This is a genomic window from Halomonas sp. A29, assembly GCF_046723295.1.
GTDB lineage: Bacteria > Pseudomonadota > Gammaproteobacteria > Pseudomonadales > Halomonadaceae > Halomonas.
Genome location: NZ_JAXQPR010000009.1, coordinates 69,914 through 86,163, shown reverse-complemented (window position 1 = coordinate 86,163; position 16,250 = coordinate 69,914). Strand labels below are relative to the sequence as shown.

At 61.7% G+C, this 16,250-nt stretch carries 12 protein-coding genes and 1 pseudogene; 1 reads left to right on the top strand and 12 read right to left on the bottom strand.

What is annotated here, in order from left to right; all coding sequences use genetic code 11:
* Nucleotides 1-61 precede the first annotated feature (61 nt).
* Both SPH52_RS17855 and mdlC read right to left on the bottom strand, forming a co-directional pair.
* Entirely contained in the window at nt 62-1,087 is a 1,026-nt protein-coding gene (locus SPH52_RS17855) for a TRAP transporter substrate-binding protein (protein WP_411796404.1), read from the bottom strand.
* A gap of 43 nt (nt 1,088-1,130) precedes the next feature.
* Nucleotides 1,131-2,711 (bottom strand): benzoylformate decarboxylase, encoded by a 1,581-nt coding sequence (gene mdlC / locus SPH52_RS17850; RefSeq protein ID WP_411796403.1) that lies wholly within the window; start codon nt 2,709-2,711, stop codon nt 1,131-1,133.
* A 105-nt stretch (nt 2,712-2,816) separates the two neighbouring features.
* On the opposite strand from mdlC, the gene SPH52_RS17845 reads away from it, so the two are divergent.
* Nucleotides 2,817-3,785: a LysR family transcriptional regulator gene (locus SPH52_RS17845; protein WP_411796402.1), complete on the top strand. Its 969-nt coding sequence runs from the start codon at nt 2,817-2,819 to the stop codon at nt 3,783-3,785.
* Between the two features lie 24 nt (nt 3,786-3,809).
* Here the strand turns inward: SPH52_RS17845 and SPH52_RS17840 are convergent, their stop codons facing one another.
* The 10 genes and pseudogenes from SPH52_RS17840 to pcaG all read right to left on the bottom strand — a co-directional run bounded on the left by SPH52_RS17840 (nt 3,810) and on the right by pcaG (nt 16,238).
* Entirely contained in the window at nt 3,810-4,550 is a 741-nt protein-coding gene (locus SPH52_RS17840) for a hypothetical protein (protein WP_411796401.1), read from the bottom strand.
* Between the two features lie 898 nt (nt 4,551-5,448).
* On the bottom strand, nt 5,449-6,030 hold the full coding sequence (locus SPH52_RS17835) for a GIY-YIG nuclease family protein (RefSeq protein ID WP_411796400.1): 582 nt from the start codon (nt 6,028-6,030) through the stop codon (nt 5,449-5,451).
* A 405-nt stretch (nt 6,031-6,435) separates the two neighbouring features.
* Nucleotides 6,436-7,062: a glutathione S-transferase family protein gene (locus SPH52_RS17830; protein WP_411796399.1), complete on the bottom strand. Its 627-nt coding sequence runs from the start codon at nt 7,060-7,062 to the stop codon at nt 6,436-6,438.
* Nucleotides 7,063-7,222: 160 nt separating this feature from the next.
* A complete protein-coding gene (locus SPH52_RS17825) occupies nt 7,223-7,381 on the bottom strand; it encodes a hypothetical protein (RefSeq protein ID WP_411796398.1) in 159 nt (52 codons plus the stop codon).
* A gap of 190 nt (nt 7,382-7,571) precedes the next feature.
* Nucleotides 7,572-7,724, bottom strand: a pseudogene (locus SPH52_RS17820) (protocatechuate 3,4-dioxygenase subunit alpha); the annotation flags it as partial.
* Nucleotides 7,725-7,993: 269 nt separating this feature from the next.
* A complete protein-coding gene (locus tag SPH52_RS17815; RefSeq protein WP_411796397.1) occupies nt 7,994-11,062 on the bottom strand; it encodes a type I restriction endonuclease subunit R in 3,069 nt (1,022 codons plus the stop codon).
* The gene (locus tag SPH52_RS17810) at nt 11,059-12,180 is read right to left on the bottom strand and encodes a hypothetical protein (RefSeq protein WP_411796396.1); all 1,122 of its coding nucleotides are present in this window, start codon (nt 12,178-12,180) and stop codon (nt 11,059-11,061) included. Before SPH52_RS17810 ends, SPH52_RS17815 begins: the two co-directional genes overlap by 4 nt.
* On the bottom strand, nt 12,177-13,421 hold the full coding sequence (locus SPH52_RS17805) for a restriction endonuclease subunit S (protein WP_411796395.1): 1,245 nt from the start codon (nt 13,419-13,421) through the stop codon (nt 12,177-12,179). The genes SPH52_RS17810 and SPH52_RS17805 overlap by 4 nt, the downstream gene beginning before the upstream one ends.
* 40 nt (nt 13,422-13,461) lie before the next feature.
* The gene (locus SPH52_RS17800; RefSeq protein ID WP_411796394.1) at nt 13,462-15,156 is read right to left on the bottom strand and encodes an N-6 DNA methylase; all 1,695 of its coding nucleotides are present in this window, start codon (nt 15,154-15,156) and stop codon (nt 13,462-13,464) included.
* A 449-nt stretch (nt 15,157-15,605) separates the two neighbouring features.
* On the bottom strand, nt 15,606-16,238 hold the full coding sequence (pcaG, locus tag SPH52_RS17795; RefSeq protein WP_411796393.1) for a protocatechuate 3,4-dioxygenase subunit alpha: 633 nt from the start codon (nt 16,236-16,238) through the stop codon (nt 15,606-15,608).
* Nucleotides 16,239-16,250: the final 12 nt, after the last annotated feature.

Below are 16,250 nucleotides of genomic sequence, written 5' to 3'. Positions count from 1 at the left end.
GTATCGGGTTGGGACTTTAGTCGCACCCGCCGCCGAAGCGGCTGGCGATCGCCACCGCCTTTCAGCTGGGATCCACGGGGCACTCATCGCGCAGCTCCAGCGCCCGCTCGTAGACCTCACGGGCATTGTCGATACCGCGCTCCTCCAGGCGAACCAGGTAGGCTTCGGTGCCCTCGTTGAGCGGGCCCGACCAGTCCGGGTCGCCCAGCGGGTCTTCCACCGTGTTGATGGTGCCGCCCTGGGCCTCGGCCTCCTCGCGGCCTTCGCCATCCAGCCGCGCATACACCTCACCGGCCCGCTGGGTCCAGGCCATGCCGCTGACCTCGTCGATGGCGGCCTGCTGCTCCGGCGAAAGGCGCTCGTAGCTCTCACGGTTCATGACCGCCACCGCCACGCCGGTGTAATACGGCACTTCGAGGTGATGATCGGCCAGCTCGTTGATGCCGAAGGTCTTCATCGCCTGCCAGGGGAAGCTGAGGCCATCCATCACGCCGCGCTGCAGCGAGGTGTAGATGTCAGGCGCCGGCATGCCCACAGGGTTGGCCCCCAGGCGCTCGAGGATCTCGCCGGCCACGTCACTGGGGCGACGAATGCGTAGGCCACGCAGATCGTCAGGGGTTTCGATCGCGTGCCCCCGGGTGTGTAGATAAGCCGGGCCAGTGGTGAACAGGTAGAGCACCTTGACGTCATCGTACTCGTCGGCGAGGTGGCCCTCGTCGTACAGGGTCTGCAGGATGCAGCCGCCCTGGGGGGCGCTGGTGGAAACCCCCGGCAGCTGGACGATTTCCGACAGCGGGAAGCGGCCGGCGGTATAGCCCTGCATGGTGATGGCAATGTCGGAAATGCCGTTCACCGTGCCCTGGTAGGCCTGCTCGGAGCGGCTCAGGGTCTGGGAGGGGTAGTTTTCGATGGTCAGCTCACCGCCGGTAGCCTCCTCGACGTGCTTGGCCCAGGCCTCGAAGATCTCCTTGTTGACGTCGGAGTTGGCTGGCCAGAAGTGCGACATGCGCAGGGTGTCGGCGTGGGCGGAAAAGACGAGCCCCGCCGCACAGGCGGCAAGCAGGCTCTTGGAGATGGTGTGTTTCATGGCGTGTCCTCTCTTATCGTTGTAGTGGTGAAGTGATGAAGGCTCAGGTGGGCAGGGTCGGCACCTCGATCAGCAGCGGCCGGTCCATCGCAAAGCCTTCCTGCAAGGCGGCCTCCAGGGCCTGCCGGGAGTCGGCCAGACGCGCCTCGACCCCATAGCCGCGTGCCAGGGCGCAGAAGTCGATGCCCGGCACGTCGAGCCCGGGAGCGTCGTCCACGGCCATATGGCGGGCGAAGCCGCGCAGGGCGCCGTAGGTATCGTTCCTGAGGATGATCAGCACCGCAGGGATGCGGTACTGCGCGGCGCTCCACAGCGCGGTGATGGCGTAGCTGGCCGATCCATCGCCGATCACGCCGATGACCTGACGCTGCGGCTGGGCGAGCTGCACGCCGAGCGCCGCCGGCAGGCCAAAACCGAGCCCGCCCGCGGCGGGGAAGAAGTAGCTGCCGGGCTTATGCATGCCGACACGCTCCCAGAAGATCTCCACCGTCGAGGTCGACTCCTTGACGTAGATGGCATCCTCCGGCGCCAAGGCATCCAGGGTATCGAACACGTTGGCCGGGGCCAGGCGCCCTTCACCATCCTCGGCCGCTGCCGGTTTGGGGAGCGGCTCGGGCATGGCCCGCTCGCTTGGTGCGATGCGCGGCAGGAGCGCCTCGAGCGTGGCGTGAACGTCGCCCACCAAGGCATCGCCCATGGGCGCGCGGGCCGCCTCGTTGGCGTCGCCGGTGAGATGCACCAAGCCCGCCCCTTCGGGCAGGTAACGCCCCGGTGCGTACTTGTGATAACGGAACACCGGGGCACCGACGACCACGATCAGATCGTGCCCCTCAAGGTGGGCGGTAATGCCGGCAATGGCCGCCGGCAGCACGCCGCGAAAACAGGGGTGACGATTGGGGAAGGGGCAGCGCGAGGCGGAAGGCGCCACCCACACCGGCAGGCGCAGGCGTTCGGCCAGCTCCACGGCCAGCCCGTTGGCCTGGCGGGCGTCGACCTCGGGCCCCAGCACCAGTACCGGATTTTCGGCGGCGTTGAGCCTCAGTGCCAGGCGCTCGAGCTGCGCAGCCGAGGGCACGCCGGCGTGGTCGATCTCGCGCTCCACTACCAGCGCGGCATCGTCGCCGGCTTCACGATCCCAGTCGTCATGGGGTATCGAGACATAGACTGGCCCCCGCGGCGGCAGCGAGGCGCTGTGGATCGCCTGGCTCAGCGCCCGGGGCACGTCTTCGGGGCAGGCCGGCTCGTAGCTCCACTTCACCAGCGGCTTGGGCAACTGCGGCGCATCCACGTTGGCCAGCATCGATTCCACGCCGATCATCGAGCGCGCCTGCTGCCCGGCGGTGATCACCAGCGGCGAGTGGGAGTACCAGGCGTTGGTGAGCGCACCCATGGCGTTGCCGGTACCCGCCGCGGCGTGCAGGTTGACGAACGCCGGACGCCCGCTGGCCAGCGCGTAGCCGTCGGCCATGCCGGCCACCACGCCTTCGTGCAGCCCCAGCACGTAGCGGAAGTCCTCGGGAAAGCCCTTGAGAAAGGGCAACTCGTTGGAGCCGGGATTGCCGAAAATGGTGGTGATGCCCTGGCGGCGCAGGAGCGAATAGGTGACGGCGTGAACGCTCGGCATGCTTGATTCCTTGTCATTGTGCGGTGCGTGCCTTCACGCTAGTCGCCGCTGCTACAATCAAGCAAATCGATATTCTTTCTATCAAAAATAAAGCGTGTCTATGTAATGCATCACATCGACCTCAACCTCATGCGCACCTTCGTGCTGCTGTACGAAACCGGTAGCGTGACCCATACGGCCGAGCGCCTATACGTCACCCAGCCCTCGGTCAGCTATGCGCTGGCCCGGCTGCGCGAACTCTTCGAGGACCGCCTGTTCGTGCGCACCCGCCAAGGCATGGAGCCCACCATTGCCGCTCGCCAGCTCTACCCCTCGCTGCGCGACGCGCTGCAGCAGTTGCAGGACACCATCGAGAGCAGCCGCGACTTCTACCCGGCGACCTGCGCCCGCCGCTTCCGGCTGGCATTGACCGACCTGGGTGAAATGGCACTGCTGCCGAAGCTGATGCGTCACCTGCACGAGCAGGCTCCCCAGGCCGAGCTGGAAGTGGTACCGCTGGAGATCGAACACGCCGAGGAGTGGCTGGCCGCCGGCAGGGTCAACGCGCTGATCTGCAGCCGCCCGCTGACGGGTGCGGCGATTGCACGCCATGTGCTCTTGAGGGATCGCTACGTCTGCCTGCTCAACCAGGAGCGCTTCGGGGAAGGCCCCCTGACCCGTGAACGCTTCATCGCCGCGCGCCATGTCGCCGTGACCTCCTCCTCCGGGCATGGCATGGCCGAAGAGGTGATGCGCCGGCACGGCATCCAGCGCAAGGTGAGCCTGGAGATACCGCACTTCTCGGTGCTGCCGAAGGTGCTGCACGACAGCGACCTGATCGCGATCATGCCGCTGCAGGTCGCCGCCAGCTTCACCGAAGGCTCACCACTGACCATCCACGAACTGCCCTTTCACGTGCCCGAGTTCGAAGTCGCGCTGCACTGGCAGGCCCAGGCCAGCCGCTCTCCGTCGCAGCGTTGGTTCTGCGAAAGCATCATCGAGGCGATTGGGAGCGGGAGGGGCGAGGTTGAATTGCCCGATAGGTCAGCACATTGGCCATCGGCCGGGAGGGCTGCGGCGTGCGCGAAAAAGTAGACATTTCTTACTAGGGCGAAACTCTCATAAGACTGAGAAGTAAAGTCCGGTGATATCTCTATAGATTTGTTCACCAACAAGGACATCGGCAACGATGTAGAGATCGTTTTCGTGCATATCCTCTCCCTCTAGCTCATCGTTCACCATGCACCCTTTCGAGAGCTTTTCTTTTCTCTCAAGCCTACTAGCCAGTACAATCCACCCACCGGAAGACTCATCTCCGACAAAGTCAGCCGGCACCCTACCCCTTATAGAGCATTTCCATTCACTATCTGGTCCATAACTAACCTCTAACCAGTATTGTTCCGAAAATTGCATGTCGTCGGGATACAACACAAAATCTTGAAGCACGGAAGTACTTAAATAGTCTGTCGACTTGAGAAAATACCAAGTAAACTCGGTTAGCTCTTGGCAGCGCCGGAGTGGGGGCGGATCCTTGTATTGATGCTCCAATAGATTGCGAACTGAGGAAAGCTCTCTCAGCATCGCTGGCCTTGCGACGCCGAAATATCCCAGCATATCAAGTATTTTTTCCGGCTTCTCAGGGACTGGAATCTTCTTGAAACGGTATAAGGCCGCCAGGAGCTTCACACGATGATCGATCGCTCTATTGAGATTCAAAATGCAGTCAATACGGTAATGCTCATCGCAGCAATGGGAGAGAAGGCGTTCAGCATGCTGAAGATAGCTATACGGCTTCTTCCAGCCAGCACCATCCGTAATGGACGAGCTTTGTGAAATCGGGTTCCATGAGAGAATTTCCATCGAAAGGGAACATTTCAATACTTTGACCTCCTAGGCTAATGCCTAAATCAAGACTAGCCGAGAAGCAACTTCATCTTGCATAAATCTTATTTTCCTGCAACTCGCCTAAGCTCTTTAGTCAGTACTATGAGCCACGGCCTTAGCCTTTGCATAGCACTCCGCCAGTAGTCGCACCCAAGCTGCGACTGCTCAGCGGTAAGTCTTACCTCATCTGGTTCGTGCGCACCAGGTCGCCGCCAGCTTCACCGAAGGGCCGCCACTGACCATCCAGGAACTGCCCTTCCACGTACCCGGGTTCGAAGTCGCCCTGCACTGGCAGGCCCAGGCCAGCCGCTCCCCCTCACAGCGCTGGTTCTGCGAGTGCGTTATCGGGGCGATTGGGGAACGGGAGGGAGCCGCGTTCACCGACTAGCGGCCCCGATTAGCAGCCAGCACGGCCGCGAGGCCTTCTTGCAGGTCCCTGACGAAATACTCGGGCACCTCCAGAGACGGAAAATGCCCCCCGCGTTCGGCCGTACTCCGTCGGACGATCTGTCGGTACCGCTGCTCCGCCCAAGGGCGCGGACACTTCTCGATATCCCGTGGATATATCGTGATGGCTGACGGCACATCGACGCGAAGCTCAGGGTCGAGCGCGTTAACGCCGCCATGGCTTTCAGAGTAAATGCGGGCCGCCGATGCGCCGGTTCGCGTCAGGTTTTGGCATATATGAGCAACCCATGGTCGCGTTATGAACCTCATGATCTCCATTGGACTGCTGATTATTATTCACAATGAATCGGTGCATCTTTATCTCCTTCCCTCATTATCCATCGTAGCCAGCATCATAACGTTTAATTTGAAGGACAGACGACCGATGATGCCGGTTGCCTGGCCCCTCGATGGATGGTGGGGCGCCTCAGCGCACACGCGCGACATGCTTCCTCGACGCCCCATCTCGTTCTAACTTTCCTTCTCGCATGAGCAAACCAATGACACTGTATGAGAGATAGTCCTTCGAGCCGCCCCCGTAGTCGCTGCGCAGCCCAAGAAGACTTGCCGCTTCGGAGTTTGAAATTCCTTTCGGATTTGCCTTTGCGAACTCAAGTATCGCCTCCTTGAGTAGTGAGAGCCCAAGCTGCGCCTTCTCTTTGACCCCAGAAGGAAGGACGATGGAAGCTCGCGTCTTCGCACCCAGGCCTGTAGGAAGTACCGAGTTGGTGAGCAAACCGCCGGAGTCTATTGTACCGAACGCGGCGATAAGCTCGGCTTCAAGTCGGAGAGCTTGGATTTCTGTAAGGGAGTCTACGAGACGCGTCACCAGCACCTGATGCCCTTCCGCTTCTATCTCACGAATGCGCGCTCCCTTACGGGACTCATCTGGCTTGACCAGGTGGTCGTATGAACGGATACCAGTGCCTTTGCCAACATAAAAGGGCAATGCCGGATCCTGTCGAGGATCCTTCAGCGCGTAAACGTAGTACGAACTATCAACTGACAAGATTACTCCTCGGAAAATCAAGATGCCCATCAATGGTTTGACAACACGCACCGACATTGTGAACGTGCACACACGTTCACAATGTTATCTAGCACGCCACCCAAGCTACTGAAATCACGAGCTTTCATTACCTCTCGTCGGCATAATACCGAATATTTGTGCTTTAACAGCATGTCCGCTTTGGGTCGTTAACTGACATTAGCCTTCCACATTGCTGAGAATATAAAGAATCCAACCCAGAGCGACCACCCCATTTAGCTTACAAATAAACACGTACAATCAGCCTAGACGCTCCCGCTGACCTGCACCAGCGACCTACGTCAACGCAAGTTCAAAAAGCCGAGAGCCAGCGCAATAGCTGGCTCTCGGTGCTGGCAACTCCCCACTAATCTCGACAAGGTCGACCTAACTCTCCATCGCCGCGAACGCTACGGCGATGGTGGGCGGCGCCGTGGGTCGGGCGTACATCGTTTTCAGGTACTCTCTCAGCCTGGGTGCATCGCCCAGCATTTCTTCCTCGTTCGCCCAGTCCAGGATGTAGGCGGCATTGAAGTCGGCCACGCTGAGCCGGTCGCCGACCACGAAATCGCGTTCCTTCATGTGTCGCTCGAATACCGCCACCATCTCCAGGCACTCCTGCCGGGCCAGGTCGACATCCTGGGGTATGCGCTTCTCATCTGGATAAACGAAGGTGTGACGCGCGATGCGCCACAGCGGCTGCTCGATCTCGGTCACCAGGAAGAAAATCCAGCGGTACATCTGGGCACGTTCTTCCACAGCGCTGGGGATGAAACCCGCCTGTGGATATTTTTCGGCCAGGTAGAGCTGGATCGCGGACGATTCGGTAATGATCTGGTCGCCATCGACCAGAACGGGCACCTTGGCAGCGGGATTGAGGGCGAGGAAATCTGGCTGGTGGTGCTCCCCTTTCATGAGCTCCACCGGCACCTGCTCGTACTTCAGACCCAGCTCGTTGAGCAACCAGATGACGCGCAGGACGCGGGTCGGCGGCGTTCCATAGAGTTTCAGCATTGTCAGCTCCATCGATGGCAGGCATCTGCCGTTTCGCATGTCTCCGGAACTCATCGAACGGGGGCTCGCGCTATCGACACTCCATAACGAGAAGAGCCAGCGCAGTGCGCTGGCTCTTCTTCGTGTCAGGTTGCCGGGCCGACTGGGCCAGGCGCTACCGTTAGAGGTAGTAGTTGTTGCGCAGGCGGGGCGCATGCTGGCGGTAGGCAGCTTCGCTCATCCGCTCGAGAATGCGATAGGCGGCACGACCGATGCGCTTCATCAGAGGAGCGCTGGTGTTGGTGGCGGTCACACTGTGGGAAAGCGTCTGGGTGGTCATGGCTGAGCTCTCGGTCGCTTCATGAGGATGCTAATAGCATACCCCAAGCTTAGACTTTGGTCTAAATTATTCGCCTTTAGTCGCATGACCTGCGTCAAACCAATAGCCAAAAAAACCGAGAGCCGGCACATGCGCCGGCTCTCGGTCTTTCGCGGCCCTCTTGGGGCAGATTCGCCGCGATAATAGCGGGTCAGAAATCGAAGAACACCGTCTCGCCTTCGCCTTGCAGCCTGATATCGAGGCGATAGCGCACCTTGCCGTCGGCCTCTTCGCACTTGGCAATGAGAGTCTGGCGGCGGGTCGGCGACTCGATGCGGGAGAGCACCGGGCAGGCGGCGTTGGCCTATTGCATAGCCCACCATAAACCGACGTGATCAACACAATGAGCCTTGGCCCCAGATAACGGCGCACCTCAACCAGCGGCACGGGAAGTTTCTCAACATGTTCGCTCATGATTGCGCAGCTATCGATACTGTCGGCAGTGTAGCAGTGGGTGGGGAGACAAGATTCGGCCAAAATCGGGCGTTCAGTGGCTTTGAAACAACACCCAACATCAGCGCCGTCCGCTGCATGCTGTTGACAGACCTCCTGTTATCGACTCAAGCCCGCCCGCTACTCCGAGTTTTCCGTCGACAGCTCAGCCTGTCGTAAGACGAGTTGCGTCGCCCCTTCCGCCAGATCCGGCGGGTAGCCGTACTTGGCCAGCAGCCTTCTCACGTTGCGCCGCAGGCTCGCCCGCACCGACTCGCGCTGGGTCCAGTCCAACTTGGGCATATTCTTGACCATCTCGGTGAGCTCCCGCGCCATCAGCCGCAGCGTGTCGCTCTGCATCGCTTCGAGGGCAGACTCATTCTCTGCCAGCGCATCGTAGAAGGCAGCCTCCTCACTGCTAAGGCCGAGTTCCTCGCCGTGCTTTTGGATATCGCGTAGGTGCTTCGCCAAGTCGATCAGCCGCGCGATCATCTCCGCGGTGCTGATCGCCTTGTTTGTGTAGCACAACATGGCATCTTCTAGCGCCTCGCGAAATTTCTTGCTTTGGACAAGGTTTGTGCGCTCGGTGATACGGATCTTATCATTCAACAGCTTACGGAGCGTCTCCAGGGCCAGGTTCTTCTGCTCCAGCGCCGCCACCCGACCGAGGAACTCGTCACTTAGAATGTCGAGCCTGGCTTCTTCCAGGCCGGCGACTGCGAACAGGTCGACGACCTCGTCGGCATCGACAGCGCCGCCGATCACCTGGCGCACAGCCGCGTCAATGTCGCTCTGACGCGAATGGCCCGCGCCGCCGCTATCGTCGACCAGCCGCTTGCGAATCATCGCGACGACGCGCTGGAAGAAGGCCAGATGCGGCGTGATAGCTTCGGTCTCGGGACGCGGCACCGCCAGTGCAAAGGCCGCGGACAGTTCCTTGACTAGCATCCGCAGGCGTTTCCAGCCGTCGTTCTGCCCAAACACATGGTCAATAGCACGCAGGTATACCGGCAGGACATCTGCGGGGCTCGCGTCGAGCGCCTGCTCGTAATCGCAGCCATGAAAGTAGCCGCGCAGCTTCTCAAACGCTGCCTGCATCGCCGGCACCGCTTCGTCCTGCACCTTGCGAACCGCCTCACCCGTGCCTCCGGCCTGAGCGTAGGTGGCCAGTGCATCGGCCAACTGGTCGGCCAGCCCCAGCAGATCCACAATCAAGCCGCCGGGCTTTTCACCATAGACGCGGTTCACGCGCGCGATGGCCTGCATCAGGTTGTGCCCGGCCAGGGGCTTGTCCAAATACATGGTGTGCGCCGGCGGACAGTCGAAACCGGTCAGCCACATGTCGCAGACGATCACCAACCGCAGGTCATCATTCGCAGCCTTGAAGCGCTCGGCCAGCCGCTTGCGCGCCGCCTTCGTGCGCACGTGGCTGCTCAGCGGCTCCGGGTCGTCGGCCGTTCCGGTCACAACCACCTTCATCGCGCCGCGTTCGTCGTCAGTGTCGTGCCAGTCGGGGCGCAGCGCGCGGATTGCCTCGTAGAGACGAGCGGCGATGTCGCGGCTCATGGTGACGACCATCGCCTTGCCTTCCATCGCGGCGCGGCGCTTCTCCCAGTGCTCCACAATAAACGCCGCCAACCGCTCGATACGCTCCTGGGCACCGACCAGCGACTCCAGCGGCACGCGGATGCGATTCTCTGCTTCGTCCCCGCCGCGGTCGGCGCCCGCTACGTAGTCAACCGTTTCCTCGGCGACGCGCGCGCCTTCCTCGTCCACCTTGAGCTTGATGATGCGCGACTCGTAGTAAAGCGGCCGGGTGGCGCCGTCCTCGACGGCCTGGCGGATGTCGTAGACGTCTGCGTACTCGCCGAAGACATGGATCGTGTTCTTGTCGTCGCGCTCTAGCGGCGTGCCGGTGAAGCCGATGAAGGTGGCGTTGGGCAGTGCCTCGCGCATCCAGCGCGCGCCACCCTCGACGAAGCCGTACTGGCTGCGGTGGGCCTCGTCGGCCATCACCACCACGTTCGAACGCGTCGACACCACACCGTGCGCCTCAGCGAACTTATGTATCGTCGTGAACACCACGCCGCCCGCCGCGCGGTCGAGCAGCGCCTTTAGTTGTTCCCGGCTCTCGGCCTGGACCGGAGCCTGCCGCAGCAGCGCGCGCCCGGTGGCGAAGGTATCGAAGAGCTGATCGTCGAGATCGTTGCGGTCGGTGATCATGACCACCGTTGGGTTGGTCAGGCGCGGTTCTCGGATCAGCGCGCCGGCGAGCATCAGCATGGTCAGCGACTTCCCCGAGCCCTGGGTGTGCCAGATCACGCCGCCGCGACCGTCGCCCTCGCCCGAGGGCGGCCGCAAGCTCGCCAGTACGCTGGCCCGTGCCTTGCGCACCGCGCGAAACTGGTGGTAGCCCGCGATCTTCTTGGCGATCTCGCCGCGCTCGTCCTCTTCGAAGGCCACACAGGTCCGCAGGTAGTCCACCAGCGCCCGCGGCTCAAATAACCCCCGGATCAGGGCCTCCAACGTCGGCGCTCCTCCGCCGTCGTCATTCAGCGGCCGCCAGGGCATAAAGCGGCTGCGCCCGCTGGTGATCGAGCCGACGCGGGTCAGCATGCCGTCCGACACCACCAGCAGTAGGTTTGGCACGAACAGGTCAGGCGCGATCTGCCTGTAACGGTCGAGCTGGTCGATGGCGACGCCGAGGTCGGCCTGCGTGTCGCTCGGATCCTTCAGCTCAATGACCGCGACCGGCAGGCCGTTTAGGAACACTGTCAGATCCGGGCGGATGATCTTGCCCAATGCCCCGGCGACGTTGAGCTGGCGGACCACCAGCAGCTCATTCGCCGCCGGATCGTCGAAGTCGAGCAGGCGCGCTCGCCCGCCGCGCGTTTCTCCGCTCTTCGCGTCGCGGTACTCGACCTCGACGCCATCGGCGAGCAGCGCATGGAACCAGCGATTGTTTTGAATCAGCGTCGGATGCGGCGGGCGCGACAGAATGCGTACCACCTCCTCAACGGTGTCGTGCGGCAGATCCGGGTTGAGGCGATGCAGCGCCGCACCGAGGCGGCCTTTCAGCATGACGCCGGTCGGACCGCCGCGTTCCCCCGCGTCGTCGATCTCGACACCACACTTGGTGGCTGTGCCAATCGCCTCGAATTGGCTAGATGTCAGATCCTCGACAAGCTGTTCGCTCAGCCCCGCCATCATGCACCTTCCCCGCTGTGTCTTAGCAGACCCTCGAACCGCACAAGAAGGTCTTCATGCTGTGGTGCCGCCGATGCCTTGGTAGTCGAATCAGCCACGCACTCCATCTGCCAGTCATTGCCCTTCTTGCACTTGAAATGAAAGACGCGGGTGCGGTGCCCCGTGTCGTCGTCAGCCGCATAAAGGAATGGACTAAGGTCCATAGTAAGTCCACTCATACGAGCCAGAACCCTCGACATACCGTCCACTGTTGCTGCAGTCATGGCAAGCGATGCCGCGTCGGCGTCGAGAGTGAGCTCATGAATGCGGCGACTCTGTGCATGCCCCATCAGCTTCTCGACCTCTCCCCGACTACCCGGTTGAATAGCGTGAACTCGCAACAGCTCGATACTCTGCATGTCACGCAGATCGAGTAAGATCTCGCGCATCACGGGATAAGCCTCGTCGATGATCTTCTTCGCTTGCCCCTCGGACTTTGTTGCTTCATGTGAAAAGCCGTTGCGGACAACGTTTAGGCGCCGGATTTCTTCAAGCACCTCAACCTCAACGAGTGAGGCCACTTGTAGATCGACCCCGACTTGCTCGGCCCGATACAGCACCCCTTCGATGAGCCCGATGCGCACTGCTAGCTTGTCGGAGCACAGATCGCGCCGCTTGCACTCCCGCCACCCTTGATCCTTCCCTTCACGCACGACAAGTGGTGCCATGCGCGTCGAAGATCTGACAGCTTCAGACAGGGCAAGGGCCGCCAAGAGACGAACGAGAGACTCCCACGTGTCACGTAGTCGGTGCAGGCGTGTGAGCGCCGGACGAGGGCCTTCCAAGAAGGCATAGAACGGGACCGCGATAGGGCTAGGAAACTGCTCGTACACGGTTTGCTCAAGGTCCGCCCGAGCTTGGGCCGACGCATCATCGCGACCGCGTCGGGCAGCGTCTGGCGCTAGCTTGTCCAGCACGTCCGCAGGATGAAAAACCTCTTCTCCCACTTCTACCATGCCATACGAAGACTCACACCACAGGCGATAGTCCTCCTCGTCTCGCTTGCGTCGCCGATCGAGGAGGTGCTGGTCAGGATCGAGACCCTCCCTTTCCACCTGGTCGCGGGCGGGCGAGTCACTCATAGCCGGACCCTTACCGCTCCCGATAGAAGCTGTGGCAGAAGGTAATCCCGCACGCTCGCCAATCGCTCGCCTTCTTTCACGGAAGCTGTAAGCAGCTCAAAGAGCGGATCGGCCGCTTGCTGATACGCGCCTATCACGTCGGAAGTCGGCACGACAACGGGCAACGGGCGGAAGTTCTTCTTGCTGATCTCGGGGAAGGTCGTCCCACTCGCGTGAGCCTTGATCGCGTCCATTGAGGTGAACGCCCAGTTGAGAACGTATGTCGGCGGCAACGGGCCGTCGCACACCATCGCGATGAAGCCCTGGTTAATAGCCGTCGGCACACCTGCAATCGCTAGGTAGCCGACTGGGGCGCGCGACGACATCAGAACCGTACCAACGGGCAGGATGCCGGAACTGATAGAGTTGACGCCTGCGTCAGTAATGCGGCGGTCCGTGTCCAGCAGGACCGGATGGGAGAGGCGTGACATGTCCTTCGGGGTCGCCCAGCAATACTCGCCACCGTCCCAATAATTCGGGTTCTTCGTGCTCGGGGTACCACCGCCCTTCGCCGTTACGACATCGCCAATCGGCTTCACCTCCCACCTCTCCGGCACGGGGCCAATTTCGGAGTCGACGAAGCGGGTGGGCAGGGCATCAAAGACGGCCTGGGACATTGAGGGGAAGGCGGTCGCGCCGGCGGCCTTGGCCTTGACAGGCTCGAAGTCCACGAACCACGCCCGGAAGATCGCCCGCGCCAACTGCTCCAACGCCCGTGCCGTCCGCCGGTTCTGCTCGATTTTGTCGTCCAGCGCGCCGAGGACACCGGCGATAGCGCGTTGCTCATCGATTGGCGGAAGTGGAAGCGTCACTTTCCGCAACTCGCTTTGCTTGATGCCAAGAACTGTAGTTCCCGAAGCGCGCCCACGGAGCTGGGACTGAATTGGTTCTGAGATCAAGAGGAACTTGAGGTAGGTGTTGTCAAGTAGATCGGGCTTGCCCCGGAGAAGAATGAGGCGTTGAGCAAGAGCGATCCGATCATCTGTCAACTGCGCGACTTCACCGAGTGGTGCTTCGGTTGTTAGAAGGACATCGCCAATTTTCGGGAGACCACGGCACATCCATGAATCGTACTCGTTTGGATCGATGAACTCGTCCGGAGGCTCAATGCGACCGCCCTTCACGATCTTGGCAGTTATTAGCGGGATTCCAATCGAGGTTTTACGGGGCGTCTTGCCCCGGTAGTCGATGATTGCGGACATGCAATCTTCGAGCAAGGACGACTCGAACTTTGCACGACTCTCATTCACTAGTAGCGCCCTCCTGGTAAACCGATGCAAGGTGCTTCCTTACCAGTGATGTCAACTGCTCGCTCTCCCCGAAGCACTCCTCCAGCTCCGCCAGCAGCCGGGGGTACTTCTCCGCGAAGGGCTCGCCATCGTCCGCCTGCTCCTCGGCGCCGACGTAGCGGCCGGGGGTGAGCACGAAGCCGTGCTTGCCGATGCCCTCGATCGTCTCAGCCTTGCAGAAACCGGGGATGTCGCGGTAGGCCCACTTGCCGTGCTGGGCCTCGTCCCACCAACCGGGCGCGGGCTCGCCGCGCCACTGCCGGAAGGCGTAGACGATGCGGCCGATATCCGAATCAAAATTCGGGTCACCCATGCCATCGGCCAGCAGGGTTTCGCCGTCGTCACCGCCGGTAAGCACGCGGAGCGTGCGGGTCTGCATGGTGCCGAGCTTGCTCGCGTCGATGAACAGCGTCTCGCCTTTCCGATCACGCCCGCCGTGCTTGAGATTTCTGCCAGTTTTGTCGCGGGTGAGAAACCAAAGGCAGGCGGGAATGCCGGTAGTGAGGAAGAGCTGGGCCGGCAGCGCGACGATGCAGTCCACCAGGTCGGCCTCGACGATGCGCTGACGGATCTCGCCCTCGCCGCCGGAGCCGGTGGAGAGCGATCCGTTGGCCATGACGAAGCCGGCCACCCCGCCGCCGTGGCCGTTGGGCGGCGCGAGGTGGTGGATGAAGTGCTGGATCCATGCGTAGTTAGCGTTGCCGACCGGCGGCGTGCCGTAGCGCCAGCGCACGTCGTCGGCCAGCAGCTTGCCAGACCAGTCCGAGATGTTGAACGGCGGGTTGGCGAGGATGTAGTCAGCCTTGAGGTCGGGGTGCAGGTTGCGCAGGAAGCTGTCGGTGGGCTGCGAGCCGAGGTTGGCCTCGATACCGCGGATGGCGAGGTTCATGTGCGCCAGCCGCCAGGTGGTGGGGTTGGACTCCTGGCCGAAGATCGAGATGTCGGTCTTCTGCCCGCCGTGGGCCTCGACGAAGCGCTCGGACTGCACGAACATGCCCGCCGAACCGCAACAGGGGTCGTAGACGCGGCCCTCGTAGGGCTCGAGCATCTCGACCAGCAGCCGCACGATGGAGCGCGGTGTGAAGAACTCGCCGCCGAGCTTGCCTTCGGCCTGGGCGAACTTGCCGAGGAAGTACTCATAGACGCGGCCGAGCGTGTCGCGTGCCCTGGAGCGGTCGCCCTTGAAGCCGATGTCGGCGATCAAGTCGATCAGCCCTTTCATCTTCTCCGACGCGATGCCCCGGCGGGCGTAGTCGCGTGGCAGCTTACCCTTGAGATTGGGGTTGTCGCGCTCAACGGCGAGGATGGCGTCGTCGATCAGCGTGGCGATGTCGGCGCGCGCGGCCTGGTTCTGGAGGTTCTGCCAGCGCGCCTCGGGCGGCACCCAAAACACCCGCTCGGCGGTGTATTCGTCGCGGCTCTCCAGCAGGCTTTCGAGTTGCGGGCCGGTGATGCCGTCGGCTTCCAGCTCGGCTTTGAGTTCGTCTTTTCGGGCTTCGAAAGAGTCAGAGATGTACTTCAGAAAGAGCAGACCAAGCACCACATGCTTGTACTCGGCGGCATCGATCTGCCCGCGGAGGGCGTCGGCGGACTTCCAGAGTATCTCGGCGCGGGCGAGGTCGGTATTGTGCGGCTCAGTAGTCCCCATCAGGGCTCCATCTTAGTTTCTTTCGTAGTGCCGTATCCGGCAGAGTCTCGTAGGCGCTTGCCCCAGAGGTCCATCAGGTATCTAGACTGCAAGTCGAATATTGCATTGCTCGCCGTCCATCTCCTAACCTCCTGAAACACCTGCTATTAAATATGGTTCGGCAGTATAACATCAACAGCCACGTTTGCTGCAGAACACCGATGTACAAGCGCTGCTTTTGCCTGCATGACGGCTTTGGGTCGTCAGCTGCCGACACCCCTGCCCACGCCCGAAGCCCAGCTTGCAAAAGGATACGCATCTCAGCCTATACTCCATGCCACGCCTGAACCAACGACCTAGGTCAACGCAAAACCAAAAAAGCCAAGAGCCAACGCAGTGCGCTGGCTCTTGATCTTGGCGGCCCGGCTGAGCGGGCCGCCCTTGCTTGGCAGACGCCGAAATCGAAGCGTCTAGAAGTCGAAAAAAACCGTCTCGCCTTCACCCTGCAGCCTGATGTCTAGGCGGTAGCGCACCTTGCCGTCCACCTCTTCGCGCTTGGCGATGAGGGTCTGGCGGCGGGTCGGTGATTCGATGCGGGAGAGCACCGGGCAGGCGGCGTTGTCCTCGGCTTCGTCCTCGAAGTAGAGGCGGGTCTGCAGTTGGATGTTGATGCCGCGGGCGAAAATCGCCAGGTTGATGTGCGGCGCCATGAGCTGGCCGCTGGGGTGAGCCACCGGGCCGGGCTTGACGGTCTTCAGCGACCATTCGCTGCCGTGGTCGAAGGTGGTGGCGGTGCGCCCGAAGCTGTTGAACGGCTTCTTCAGGTCGAACTCGGGCTGATAGACGCCGTTGGCGTCGGCCTGCCAGGCTTCGAGGAAGGCGTCGCGTACCAGGTCGCCGTTGCCGTCGATCACGGTGCCGACGACTTCGATGTGTTCGCCCTCGGCTCCTTCCCGGGCCATCTCGTTCCAGATCTCTTCGTCGCGGGTCGGATTGCCCGCGGCGGCCAGGGCCAGGCCGATGTGCACGTAGGGCCCGGCGGTCTGGGAGGCGGTCTCGCGCAGCATCAGCTCGCTGGTGGGAACGCTGTTTGGCTGTTTCATGTGATTTCCCCT